9 protein-coding genes, 1 other RNA gene and 1 other annotated feature are annotated in these 13089 nt (G+C 44.1%); of the genes, 2 read left to right on the plus strand and 8 right to left on the minus strand.

The features are described from left to right. Positions 1–28: 28 nt before the first annotated feature. Positions 29–2188, minus strand: coding sequence for an ATP-binding protein (locus G475_RS0105375; RefSeq protein ID WP_035710294.1), 2160 nt, complete (start codon positions 2186–2188; stop codon positions 29–31). 179 nt (positions 2189–2367) lie between these two features. Between G475_RS0105375 and G475_RS0105380 the strand changes: the two genes are divergently transcribed. Continuing rightward, positions 2368–2955 (plus strand): RsfA family transcriptional regulator, encoded by a 588-nt coding sequence (locus G475_RS0105380; protein ID WP_026700411.1) that lies wholly within the window; start codon positions 2368–2370, stop codon positions 2953–2955. Positions 2956–3108: 153 nt separating this feature from the next. On the opposite strand, the gene ssrS is transcribed toward G475_RS0105380, so the two are convergent. Continuing rightward, a non-coding RNA gene (gene ssrS, locus G475_RS26685) (6S RNA) lies at positions 3109–3290 on the minus strand. A 186-nt stretch (positions 3291–3476) separates the two neighbouring features. Between ssrS and G475_RS0105385 the strand changes: the two genes are divergently transcribed. Next, entirely contained in the window at positions 3477–3782 is a 306-nt protein-coding gene (locus G475_RS0105385; RefSeq protein ID WP_156911630.1) for a hypothetical protein, read from the plus strand. Between the two features lie 19 nt (positions 3783–3801). On the opposite strand, the gene aspS is transcribed toward G475_RS0105385, so the two are convergent. From aspS to recJ, 6 genes are all read right to left on the minus strand, one after another. Beyond that, complete coding sequence (gene aspS / locus G475_RS0105390; protein WP_026700413.1) at positions 3802–5577, minus strand: aspartate--tRNA ligase; 1776 nt, start codon at positions 5575–5577, stop codon at positions 3802–3804. Continuing rightward, entirely contained in the window at positions 5574–6857 is a 1284-nt protein-coding gene (gene hisS / locus G475_RS0105395) for a histidine--tRNA ligase (RefSeq protein ID WP_026700414.1), read from the minus strand. The genes aspS and hisS overlap by 4 nt, the downstream gene beginning before the upstream one ends. 189 nt (positions 6858–7046) lie before the next feature. Then, positions 7047–7277: a binding site (T-box leader), on the minus strand. Positions 7278–7340: 63 nt separating this feature from the next. Then, positions 7341–7790: a D-aminoacyl-tRNA deacylase gene (dtd, locus tag G475_RS0105405; protein ID WP_026700415.1), complete on the minus strand. Its 450-nt coding sequence runs from the start codon at positions 7788–7790 to the stop codon at positions 7341–7343. A 24-nt stretch (positions 7791–7814) separates the two neighbouring features. Then, positions 7815–9995 (minus strand): RelA/SpoT family protein, encoded by a 2181-nt coding sequence (locus tag G475_RS0105410; protein WP_026700416.1) that lies wholly within the window; start codon positions 9993–9995, stop codon positions 7815–7817. 169 nt (positions 9996–10164) lie between these two features. After that, the gene (locus G475_RS0105415) at positions 10165–10680 is read right to left on the minus strand and encodes an adenine phosphoribosyltransferase (RefSeq protein ID WP_026700417.1); all 516 of its coding nucleotides are present in this window, start codon (positions 10678–10680) and stop codon (positions 10165–10167) included. After that, entirely contained in the window at positions 10670–13045 is a 2376-nt protein-coding gene (recJ, locus tag G475_RS24300; RefSeq protein ID WP_035710298.1) for a single-stranded-DNA-specific exonuclease RecJ, read from the minus strand. Before recJ ends, G475_RS0105415 begins: the two co-directional genes overlap by 11 nt. Positions 13046–13089 lie beyond the last annotated feature (44 nt).

Here is a 13089-nt window from a genome sequence, read left to right on the forward strand (position 1 = left end):
CGGTCCCGCCTGTCTTTATCCTTACTTCTTAAGATACCGGCATCCATATCTCAAATTCCGAACCTTTTCCTTTTTCACTGTCAACATGAATCCGTCCGCCGGCTTCTTCAACGATTTGGAAACATGTCATCAATCCGAGGCCGGTCCCATCCGATTTCGTAGTGTAAAAAGGGGTTCCCAGTTTTTCAAGTGTTTCCTCTTCCATTCCCTTTCCATTATCCTTTACTTTCACCGATATCCCGTCATTGGTTTTTCCAGACAGCCATTTTGTCTCAACACTGATCCTGCCTTCCCCTTCGATGGCTTCCATTGCATTTTTTATAAGATTCATCATAACTTGTTTTAATTTTTTCTCTTCCGTATATATTTCAGGGAGGTTTGGTTCTAATACTGTTTCTACTGCAATACCTTTTTTCCCGGCCTGTGCTTTAAATAAGTAGATGGTCTCCTGAATGACATCATTAAACTGCACATACTGTTTTTCATTATCCTTTTCCGGCTTTGCTATCGTAAGAAGATCCTCCACGATACTATTCACCCGTTCAATTTCGCTCATAATAATCTGGTAATGATAACCGTTGATATCGTCATCATTGGAAGATTCCTTAAACAGCTGCATGAACCCTTGTATGGTAGTTAGCGGGTTTCTTATTTCATGGGCAAAGCCGGCTGATAATTTACCGATCACTTTCAACTTCTCACTACGCAGTAATTCTTTTTCCATTTCCCGCTTTTCGGTTACTTCCTTGAATACTAACAATATATCTTCAATTTTCTCCTCATCTTCAAGGGTAGGCAGCGGCGTGATACTTAGGAAAAACGAATGGGTGCTTCCCTGGATCGTACAGTCAAATTCATAAATCTGGGAGCTTTGTTCATTACTGCGGTGTAAGTGGACATGTTGAATAAAAGCTTTAAAATCCGGATTAGCTTCCATTAAGTCATGTAAGGAACGCCCAAGTACATTATCTTTATCAAATTGAAACAATTTTTCACATGTTCGGTTAAACGTGGTAATGCTTTGATCCCTGCGATTAATAGAGATCACGCCATTATCGGTGGTTTCCAGAATTAATGTTGATTTACGATGCGCTTTTTCCCGTTCTTCCAGTCTCTCTGTCATGTCATTAAAGGTACGGGTTAGTTTATTTATCTCTTCATAAGCATTGGACTGAAGCGGGAGGACTTTTTTACCGACAGCGAAATCTCCAGTGGCTGACACCAATTTCTCCACCGGCTGCACAATATAACGGGAAAGTTTAAAAACGGCAGTGATGGTTATCAATAATACAACACTGAATAAAAGCAAATATTTGGTTAACAAATTGCGCAGCGGCGCATACATTTCATCCTCCGGCACAGAGATCCCGACATACCAGTCATTGCTGAATCCCTCCATATGTCCTACAGGAGCAATGGCATTTACGGTTTCTTTATCTTCGTTATGTATCAGCCCCGGCTGGGTTCCGATGTTTTCCATCGACTCCATTTCTGTATTTGTTTCTTCTAAAAAGTTCTCTTCCAGCACATAATCATGATTGGGGTGGGCAATATAATCACCTTCCTGATTCAATAAGAATGTATCCCCGGCTACATTTACATTTTGCTGCTGCTGCGAATATTGATCTATTCTCTCCCACAAAAAAGACCATAAATGTTCTAGGTCAAACGAAGGGGAAATAACGCCTATTACTTCCCCTTCTTCATTTTCTACAGCTGCAGCCATGGCAAGAATAGGACTGTCCACGACTGGAGAAAGAAATATTTCAGATAAGAACAGTCCTCCCTGGCTGGCTTCCTGAAACCATTCCCGTCCGGCTACATTATTTCCAACCACTGTTCCATCCGTATCAACCGTTACCATGCCTTCGGTGTTTACAAAAATCAGTCCATAATATAAATCATGATTATTTACAAACTTCATAAATTCCCGCTGGATTTCTTCTTCTTCTGCCTCTTCATTCATTAATACTGGATTTTGAGATAACTGTTCTAAATCTGTCAGTCTTTCACGGATAATATCTTCAATCGCGAGGGATAAATTATCAGAGAAAATAAAAAGGGTCTGCTCGATCCGATTCGTTAAATCATTTTTCTGTGTCTGGTAAGATATAATTCCAGCCGCGATCAACGGGATGCATGTTATGCCTAAAAAAATTAATAAAAGTTTCGATCGGAGGGTTCTCATACTATTCACCTACATTCATACGCGTAATACTCCGTTTATCTGAAATTCCCCTTTTTCTTACAGTTTCCTTCTCTGATGCTTCCCCTTACATTCTGTTTCCAAGTATGTATAATTCCTATCTGTTCTGTCTACACTAGAACCTGTCAATCTACTTATAGGCACTGAAGGAGAGATTATCTATGAATATTAGACAGGATGCCTGGTCTGATAAAGACGACAAATATTTGGCAGAAACTATTCTAAAGCATATCCGCGAAGGGAGCACACAGTTGAAGGCTTTTGACGAGGTCGGCGATGCATTGGACAGAACTTCAGCAGCGTGCGGTTTCCGCTGGAATGCTATAGTCCGGCTCGATTATAATGAGGAAGTGAAACAGGCAAAACGAGAACGAAAACAAAAAATGAGGGCTTCTGCTCATCAAGCCGCTACAAAAATCAACCCATCGGCACCTCGTTCCTTGTCCAATATAAACTCTATCATCTCCGCTCTGAAGGATATGGAAAAAAAACTGGACTCTTTTCAACATGCCTCGGATGCCGAAAAGGCAGAGGCAGAAGCAGCAGAGCTGCAAACTCGTAACGCTCAGCTGCGTGAAGAGATTGATAGAATTAATCAGGAATATGAAACGGTAAAACAAGATTATGATCTGATTGTCCATATGATGAATCGGGCAAGAGAACTCGCAATGACAGAAGAATCATCTCCCGTTCCCAATTTTTTCCGCATGGACAAAAACGGCAATCTGGAAAAAATCGCAAACGGCTGAGCGCCGCATTTTTCATTATCTCACATTTTTCGACAAGAAAGAAGATAATCCTATATGTGATACGCAAATTTTTAAACTGCCTGTTTCTTTACCCGTGCAAAAATCCCCAGGGGATCCGTGTCCCCTGGGGATGCATCTTATCAACATAAATAGAAGAGTCCCGATGTGCCGTCAAACTGACTTAGTTTTGAAGCCTGCTCTCGGCAGGTGGGTGCCCTGTTCAATCGTTCAAACGTCCACGTTTAGAGGCTTGTCATTCCGATTGAAACTGCAGGCTCCCAATGTAAAACTGTTGGCTCAAAACGATTAGTGTCCCACGTACACCTCAGGACTCTTCAAATTGGTTGATTACATCATAGCATGCATAGATTCACCGGTCAAGAATGTACGAACCCCTTCCGCGCGTTTCGATAAAAAATAAGATAAAGTAACTATTTTTTATGATGTTTCACCTGCGACAATTTCGGGTAATGAATGATTTAACCACTATTTACATAAAAGAAAGGAACGTCAGCTTTCTCATGAGCAATAGACACACGGAAACAGACTGGCTGGACAGACAGGAAATCATTCACGTAGAACAGACCATCGAATGGCTTGAAAAAAAGCAGAAGGAGTACAGCGATTGGCTTTATTTATATGAAGACTCCCTGAAGACAAGCTTTCATCATTACTCTCTTCGGGAAGTATTTGATATCTCCTACCGCTGGACTCCAGGCCAGATCGGCTTTTTATATATTCATACTACCGCAGGGGTACGCACATTTCAGATAAAGACAGATCCGTCCGGCTTCATTACTTCCTTTCAGCGTACAGATCATATTTAGTACCCATGATTGTTTCTCTTTACTCTTCTTCGTTTGAAACCACTTGAAGATTAAGCTCCTCCAGCTGGCTCTCACTTACATCCCCCGGAGCTCCTGTCAACAGGCAGCTTGCACTCGCTGTTTTTGGAAATGCAATGGTATCACGGAGATTATTCCGGCCTGCAAGGATCATGACGAGACGGTCGAACCCAAGGGCTATACCGCCATGGGGAGGGGTGCCGTAATCAAATGCATCAAGAAGAAATCCAAACTGATTTCGGGCTTCTTCCTTGCTGAAGCCCAGTACGCGGAACATCGTTTCCTGAAGATCACTATCATAGATACGCTGCGAGCCGCCTCCTAATTCATAACCATTCAAGACCAGGTCGTACGCTTGGGCACGGACTTCTTCTGGGTGATCTTCCAGTTTGTCCATGTCTTCTATCATCGGACTTGTAAACGGATGATGCATTGCTGTATACTTTCCGGTTTCTGGATCATATTCCATCAATGGAAATTCCGTTACCCACAAGAAATGATAGGCACTATGATCTATTAAGTCCAGCTCTTTTCCAAATTTGAGGCGCAGAGCCCCCATCGCATCAAATACGATTTCTTTTTTATCTGCTCCAAAGAAAAGCAGATCGCCTGCTTCCGCACCCAGTGCTTTTCGAAGCTGCGTCGTTTCTTCTTCGTTAAAGAACTTGGCAATCGGGCCCTTTAACTGATTCTCTTCTACTTTGAGCCAGGCCAGTCCTTTCGCCCCATAAATGGCAACAAATTCAGCAAGATCATCAATTTCCTTACGGGACATGGAGTCAGCCACTCCCTTAACATTGAGCCCCTTTACAATTCCGCCGTTTTTCACCGCATCGGCAAACACTTTAAAGCCGCTGTCTTTCACAATATGAGACAGTTCTACCAATTCCATGCCAAAGCGGGTATCCGGTTTATCGGAACCAAAGCGGTGCATTGCTTCATCGTAGGTAAGCCGTTGAAACGGAGCCTGAAGATCGATGCCGTGAATTTCTTTCATCACCCGCTGCATCATTTTTTCGATCATTGGCAGAAAATCTTCTGTATTCATAAACGAGGCTTCAATATCTATCTGGGTGAATTCCGGCTGACGGTCTGCTCTCAAATCCTCGTCCCGAAAACAGCGTACAATCTGATAATATTTTTCGAAACCGGACACCATTAACAACTGCTTAAATAGCTGCGGGGATTGAGGAAGAGCATAAAACTCCCCGTGATGAACACGACTGGGAACCAGATAATCGCGTGCCCCTTCCGGTGTGCTTTTCGTAAGCATCGGCGTCTCCATTTCCAGAAAATCCTGCTCGTCTAAGTAATCCCGAATGAGTTTAGCTGTACGGTGACGCATTTTGAACGTTTCTCTCATTTCCGGACGCCGCAGATCCAGATAGCGGTGCCTTAAGCGCACATCTTCCGAGACATCTGTTTCATCTTCTATCTGAAAAGGCAGCGGCTTTGATTCATTAAGGATAGTTACTTCTTCTACCTGCACTTCCACCGTACCGGTGGGAATTTTTTCATTATAAGTCTCTTCATCCCTTTTCACTACTGTTCCTTTCACATCCAGAACATATTCACTTCTGACTTTATCCATTGTTTTCAGGGCGGTTTCCGAAATTTCCGGATTCGCGACAATCTGCACAATTCCGCTGCGGTCCCGCAAATCGACAAAGATAACCTGACCTAAATCACGTCTTGTCTGGGCCCACCCCTTTAATTCAACTTTTGATCCAATCGTGGATTCAGAAATTTCTGTGCAGTAGTGTGTTCGACCGATCATTCTTTTTCCTCCTTCAATTGTGCTGACAAATAAGTGGTCAGTTCCGTTATATCCATTTCCTGCTGTTCTCCGCTGTTCATGTTTTTTACATTAATTCTGCCGGCCTGCCATTCTTCTTCTCCCAGCACTGCGGTAAAGGAAGCCTGCAGGCGGTCCGCTGCTTTAAACTGCCCTTTCATTTTCTTATTCATATAATCTTTATCGGCTGAAATCCCGGCTCTCCGAAGTTCCGTTAACAGGGCCGTGCCTTCTTTATCAGGCTCTTCTCCCTGTGTAACCAGGTAACAGTCCAGCCCTTGATTCACTGGAATCTCCACCCCCTGCGTTTCAAGGGCCATTAACAGCCGTTCCACACTAAGAGCAAACCCGATACCAGGCGCTTCCGGACCTCCTATTTCTTCCACCAGTCCGTTATAGCGCCCCCCGCCGGTCAAGGTCGAGATGGCACCAAAGCCTTCTCCTTCAATCATAATTTCAAAGGCGGTATTGTTATAATAGTCAAGCCCCCGTACCAGCCCAGGGTCAACTTCATAGTCTATCCCCATTTTATCCAATAATTCCTGCACCGTTTGGAAATACTGCCTTGATTCTTCATTCAAATATTCCAGGATGGAGGGTGCAGTTTTCATAAGAGGGTGGTCCTTATCCTCTTTGCAATCGAGAATACGCAGCGGGTTCTTTTCAAGACGGCTCTGACAGTCTTCACAAAATTCATCGATATGTGGTTTGAAATGGCGGATTAATGCCTCGCGGTGCGCTTTGCGGCTTTCCTGATCACCCAGACTGTTTAGAACAAGTTTTAAACCTTTTAACCCTGTTTCCTTGTAAAATTCCATCGCCAGAGAGATCACTTCCGCATCAATAGAAGGATCGGCACTTCCTATCACTTCCACCCCAAACTGTACAAACTGGCGCATTCTTCCCGACTGCGGCCGTTCGTAACGGAACATAGGACCTGTATAATACAATTTATCCGGCTGATTTGGAAGCCCAAACCGTTTGTTTTCCACAAAAGAGCGGACCACAGCCGCTGTCCCTTCCGGCCTTAACGTCAGGCTCCGCCCGGAACGATCCTTAAAGGTATACATTTCTTTCTGTACAATATCCGTGGTATCCCCAACGCCGCGCTGAAATAATTCAGTCTGTTCAAAAATAGGGGTACGAATTTCAGCATAATTGAACCGGCGGCAGATATCATGCCATATTGATTCAACGTACTGCCATTTTTCTGACGTGCCGGGCAGGATGTCCTGTGTTCCCCTCGGTATACGAATATCCATTCATCAAACTCCCTTCCACTTCTTTTTTGATTGGAAAAGCACCCTTTGGAAAAAAACATTTCTATAGGATTGCTGTTTACCGCATACACTGCGGGCGGACGCTTTCTACTCCTTGCCGAAAAGTTCCTGTACGGGCTGAATTCGTACGACTGGACCTCAACCTAAATAAAAAACCCGCCTCCCGTATATACGAGGGACGAGTTGTTGTGCCCGTGGTACCACCCTAATTGAAACATACCCTGTATGCTTCCACTTCATCCAGTTAACGCCTGGATACGTCCGCCCCTACCAGCTGTCCGGCTTTCGAAGCAGCGCCTCAAGAGTGTCTTTCAACAAGGTGCAATTGGAACTGATCTCAGCTGCAGCAGTTCCTCTCTGAAAATGCTTGTCCCTGTTTACTTTCTCTGTCTTCAGCTCTTCTTTATCAGCGTTTTCCATAACTGATAACTATCATACGAATCTCGACATGGATTGTCAACCTGTTTATTGTTTATCGGGTGAATCGAGAATAAATGTGACGGGACCATCGTTAGTAAGGGAAATTTGCATCACTGCTCCAAATGCTCCTGTTTCCACTGCCGCTCCCTTTTGCCTTAGCAATTCATTAAATCGGTGATACAGGGCTTCCGCCTGCTCTGGTTTGGCAGCCTGCATGAAATTCGGGCGTCTTCCTTTTCTGCTGTCCCCATATAACGTGAATTGAGGAATAGACAGCACCTTTCCTCCGTGATCCAGGACAGAACGATTCATTTTGTTTTCCTCATCCTCAAAAATCCTTAAATGCAGAAGCTTTTCAGCCATCCAAAGCAGGTCCTCTTCCTCATCCGTATGGGTGAAGCCAACAAGGGCGACAATACCTATGTCAATGGATCCGACCGTTTCTCCTTCTACCTCACATCTTCCGTTTTCACTCCGCTGAATGACAACTCTCATTTTGTTTTCGTGCCCTTTCCTTAGTTAATGAATCATACGCCGCACCGAATAAATATCCGGGAGCTTTTTCACCTTTTCCACTACACGGTGAAGGTGATCAATGTTAGTGATAGATATGGTTACATCAATGACAGCTACTTTGTTTTTATCAGACCGGCCGTTCACAGCCGTGATATTGGTTTTGGTTTCCGTTACTGCATGCAGCACTTCATTTAACAATCCTCGGCGGTCATAGCCGGTAATCTCAATATCCACACTGTAATTTTTCCGCTGATAGTTGGCCGCTTCCCACTCTACCGAGAGCAGCCGGGATTCTTCTTCTATATTTTTTACATTGGGACAATCCTTGCGGTGAACGGATACACCGCGTCCTTTGGTGATAAAACCAACAATGTCATCGCCCGGAACAGGGTTACAGCATTTGGAGAGGCGGATGAGCATATTGTCTACGCCTTTTACGTTTACCCCCGTGCCTGTTTTCTTTGTTTCCGTCTGTGTGGTAACGTCCTTAACTGCTTCTGCGACCGGCTTTTGTTCTTCTTCTTGTTCCTGCTGCTGTCTAACTTTATCAGTGAGACGGGTAACAATCTGCTTGGGGCTCACTCCATTATATCCGACTGCAGCAAACATATCTTCTTCGCCGCTGAAGCTGAACTTATCAGCAGTTTCCTTTTTATTCTCATCGGTTAAAACGTCTTTAGGGTCAAAGCCTTGGCTTTTTAATTCTTTTTCCACCATTTCCTTCCCCTTTAAGACGTTTTCTTCACGGCGTTCTTTTTTATAGAACTGTTTTATTTTATTTTTGGCATGAGAACTCTGGGTTAATTTCAGCCAGTCCTTACTGGGACCGTACGAATGCTTTGACGTCAGCATTTCCACAATATCGCCTGTATTAAGCTGGTAATCAAGAGGCACCATCTTACCGTTTACTTTTGCGCCGATGGTCCGGTTCCCGATTTCCGTATGAATACGATAGGCAAAGTCGATAGGAACCGAGCCCCGGGGGAGTTCAATGACATCGCCTTTAGGGGTGAAGACGAATACCATATCAGAAAATAGATCCATTTTCAGAGATTCCATGAAATCCTGTGCGTCTGCGGTTTCGTTCTGCCATTCTATAATCTCGCGGAACCACGTCAATTTATCTTCCAGTGATTTACCTGCCGCAGATTTGCCTTCTTTATATGCCCAATGGGCAGCAACTCCAAACTCTGCAATCCGGTGCATATCCTCGGATCGAATCTGCACTTCCAGCGGCTCTCCCTTAGGGCCTATCACCGTTGTATGAAGCGACTGGTACATATTAGCCTTAGGCATGGCAATATAGTCTTTGAATCGCCCAGGCATCGGCTTCCAGCACGTATGAATGATACCAAGGACCGCATAACAATCCTTAATGCTTTTTACGATGATGCGGACTGCCAGCAGATCATAAATTTCATTAAATTGTTTCTTCTGCTTCACCATTTTTCGGTAAATGCTGTAAATGTGCTTGGGCCGTCCGTATAATTCATCAGCTTCGATGTTTATATCCTTCATGTTGTCCTTTATTTCACTAATGACTTCATCAATGTACTGTTCCCGCTCGGCCCGCTTTTGTTTCATTAAATTCACAATACGGTAATACTGCTGCGGGTCTAAATAACGCAGGGCAGTATCTTCCAGTTCCCATTTGATGGTAGATATCCCCAGCCTGTGAGCGAGCGGAGCGAAGATTTCAAGGGTTTCATTGGAAATTCTGCGCTGCTTGTCCGGGGGAAGATGCTTTAACGTACGCATATTATGAAGGCGGTCCGCCAATTTAATTAAAATCACGCGGATATCCTTCGCCATAGCTACTACCATTTTACGATGGTTTTCCGCCTGCTGTTCTTCCTTTGATTTATATTTAATTTTTTTCAATTTGGTGACGCCGTCCACAAGCATCGCCACCTCATCATTAAAGGCCTCTTCGATATCTTCCACTGTTACTTCCGTATCTTCCACGACGTCGTGTAGAAAAGCTCCAGCTAACGTATCCGGGTCCATCTGCAGTTCCACCAGAATGCCGACAACCTGGATGGGGTGCAGTATATAAGGTTCTCCAGATTTTCGATACTGATCTTTATGGGCCTCTTCTGCGTATTTATAAGCACGTTCCAAAAAGGAAACGTCATCCTCCGATAAAAATTCTCTGGATTTTTCCAACACTTCATCGATGGTCATGAAATCACCCTGCAAGCCTTTCTAAAATCATTATTACTTTATATTATCTTTAAATTTTATAATTCTGTAAAGGATAAAGAAATATGTCGAAACAAACCGAATGTTTTCCCCGTCTGGCTTGATAACAGATAGTAAAAAGTGCTCCAAAAATAGAGCACCTTTAACCCTTCTATTCAAATGTAACGAGGGAGTAGATATCGTACTCACTCAGGCTTTCTCTGCCGTTTAAATACAGCAGTTCAATCATGAAAGCCATACCGGCCACCCGGCCGCCCAGTTCTTCAACCAGTTTCACCGTTGCATTGACCGTGCCGCCGGTCGCAAGCAGGTCATCCGTAATTAGTACATTCTGGCCGGGAAGAATCGCATCTTTGTGGATAGAAAGACTTGCCTCTCCATATTCGAGGCCATAATCAGCATCTACTGTTTCACGCGGAAGCTTTCCTTTTTTTCTCACCGGTACAAAAGCCTTTTCAAGAGAATAAGCAATAGGACAGCCTACGACAAACCCTCTTGCTTCCGGTCCGACAACAACGTCAATGTCCCGGCTGGAAGCAAAAGCTGTCATTTCATCTATCGCGCTTTTATAGACCGGTCCATTTTGCATTAAGGTTGTAATATCCTTGAAACGAATACCTTCCTTGGGATAATCTTCAATAATTGTAATATAATCTTTAAAATCCATGGCCTACCTTCTCCTTCATTTCTTTATTATCACCGGCCTCCGCTGATATAAATGGATCCAGTATCTCTTTAAGCCGACTGTATGTAGAATATAATAATTCCTGTTCCGTCTGCTTTTTACTGACATGTTTTTGATACGTAAACGAGTTGGTCAGGTCCTTTTTTACAGGAGCATCGTTTACAGTAATTATACCGTTTTCCATTGTAACAAAATCAAGTTCAAAAAACACTTCTGTCATCAAGGAAACCGTAGAGAACTTCCATCCTTTTTTCCGTGCTAATTCTTCCCCATCTTTATGAACGTTAAATGTTTTTCTTTTTTTCAAAAAGGCGTAATACCATTTGAACTCCTCTCGTGCTGGTGTCGACTGAAAGTAAAGGGTGTCATGATCTTCAAAGAACGCATATACTCTTTCTACCCCTTCTATGGCGGATAAAAGTCCGGTTAACTCCTCGATGGAGGATGGCATATCAGCCAGAATAAGATTCGCAGCGTGATAGGTGACTTCCCCTGCATCTGCGGCTAAAAGAACGTGTTTTCTTTCAAACAACGAACCTAGTTTTTTATAGCTCTCTTCCTGAAAAGTAACGACGATGGTATCGTCATCTTCAAGATGATGGATAATACGATCCATTCCCTTTTGCTGTCTCTTATCAAATAGCTGCCAGGAGGAAACGGCCATGTCTTTCAAAAATAACTGTGGTTTTCGAAACCCGTTCCATTCATTGATGGATAATTCTCCAACTACACTCACTCTGGCATGCTCGGTAATATTTTCCTCAAGGCCCCCAAGATGAAAACCTACCCCGTCGAGTCTAGTCCCGTTCTCCTCCATCTCAATTTTTAAATGGTTCTTTTCACTGCCAATTTTCCGTTTGGAGGCAAGCGCTACATTTTTCACCATAAATATTGGCTTAGGATTGCCAACGCCGAAGGGAGCCATTTTTCTTAATTCTTCCAGGGCAGACACAGTGATTTCTTCCAGGGGAGCTTGTACATCGATGGTTGTCGTTGGTATAAAATCTTCTTCGCTCAATACGTCGGCCGCTTGATTTTCAAGACGGTTTCTTAATTCACTGATATCTTTTTCCGCCATGGTCAGACCTGCTGCCATGGTATGTCCACCGAAATGAGGAAGAAGGTCTTTGTTTTTGGAAAGTTCCTGAAACATATCAAAACCTTCAATACTTCTTGCCGAACCTTTGGCTTCTCCCGTTTCTTCGTCAATGCCCAATACAATGGCAGGCCTGTAAAACCGGTCTGTTAACCTTGATGCCACAATACCGATAACACCGGGGCTCCATCCTTTTCTTCCGACAAGGAGCACTTTGTTTTCCCCGGGCGGATATTCCTTTTCTACTTCTTCTACGGCCTCTTTTGTCATTTGATTTACGACCTTCTGACGTTCTTTATTTAATCCATCGATAATTTCAGCCCATTCCTGTGCTTCCTCCTCATCCGACGCCGCAAGCAGATGCACCGCCGGATCCGCCGATTCCATCCGGCCCGCCGCATTGATACGAGGACCGAGCGCAAATCCCACATGATCCTCTTCCATCGCGCTGTCTTCTATTCCGCAAATACGTTTGAGCGCTTGAATGCCGGGCTTCCTGGATACAGCCAGAGCTTCCAGGCCCCGGGCTGCCAGCGTTCGGTTCTCATCAAGCAGCGGAACTAAATCACTAATCGTTCCAATCGTAAGAATATCAAGCAAATGCTCGGGAAAATAACCGAGAAGGGCCTGCGCCGTTTTAAACGCAACGCCTGCTCCTGCCAATTCTTTAAACGGGTACGGACAGCCGGGTTTTTTAGGATTAATAATGCTGTGTGCTTCCGGCAGTTCAGGCGGCGGTTCATGATGATCCGTTATGATAATATCCATACCCATCTCGTTTGCCGCTTTCACCTCCGGTACAGCGGCAATCCCGGTATCGACTGTTACAACAAGGGAGGCTCCTTCTTCTTTCGCCCGCTCCAGCGCGGGAATGTTCGGCCCGTATCCTTCCGTGAAGCGGTTTGGTATGTACCATCCAAAATCAGCCTGTAATTCTTTCATAAGATGAATCATGATCATCGTGCTTGCTACCCCATCGGCATCATAATCCCCAAATATCAGTATCTTTTCTTTATTTCCAACGGCTTCTTGTATTCTATGAACAGCTTTGGTCATTCCGTCCATTTCATACGGATCATGAAGAATCCCGGAATTTGTATTTAAAAACGTTTCAGCTTCCTCCGCTGTTCTAAACCCTCTCTTCCACATCAGTTCGGCGGTAAGGGGGGACAGGTTCAATTCCTTTTTCATTTCTTCTCTTCCAGTGACTGGAGTATCATCGTACTTCCAGCGTGTATTAGGTCTTAACATATAACAAACACCCCTGACTCACTCATTATACTAAAGCGAATCAG

Source organism: Salibacterium aidingense DSM 18341 (genome assembly GCF_000429685.1).
GTDB classification, from domain to species: Bacteria; Bacillota; Bacilli; order Bacillales; family Marinococcaceae; genus Salibacterium; species Salibacterium aidingense.

Coding starts and splice junctions, on each gene's coding strand:
- G475_RS0105410 (WP_026700416.1), bottom strand. CDS start 9,995: ATGACCATCGATGAAGTGTTGGAAAAATCCAGAGAATTTTTATCGGAG.
- G475_RS0105385 (WP_156911630.1), top strand. CDS start 3,477: ATGAGCAATAGACACACGGAAACAGACTGGCTGGACAGACAGGAAATC.
- G475_RS0105380 (WP_026700411.1), top strand. CDS start 2,368: ATGAATATTAGACAGGATGCCTGGTCTGATAAAGACGACAAATATTTG.
- G475_RS0105375 (WP_035710294.1), bottom strand. CDS start 2,188: ATGAGAACCCTCCGATCGAAACTTTTATTAATTTTTTTAGGCATAACA.
- aspS (WP_026700413.1), bottom strand. CDS start 5,577: ATGATCGGTCGAACACACTACTGCACAGAAATTTCTGAATCCACGATT.
- hisS (WP_026700414.1), bottom strand. CDS start 6,857: ATGGATATTCGTATACCGAGGGGAACACAGGACATCCTGCCCGGCACG.
- recJ (WP_035710298.1), bottom strand. CDS start 13,045: ATGTTAAGACCTAATACACGCTGGAAGTACGATGATACTCCAGTCACT.
- dtd (WP_026700415.1), bottom strand. CDS start 7,790: ATGAGAGTTGTCATTCAGCGGAGTGAAAACGGAAGATGTGAGGTAGAA.
- G475_RS0105415 (WP_026700417.1), bottom strand. CDS start 10,680: ATGGATTTTAAAGATTATATTACAATTATTGAAGATTATCCCAAGGAA.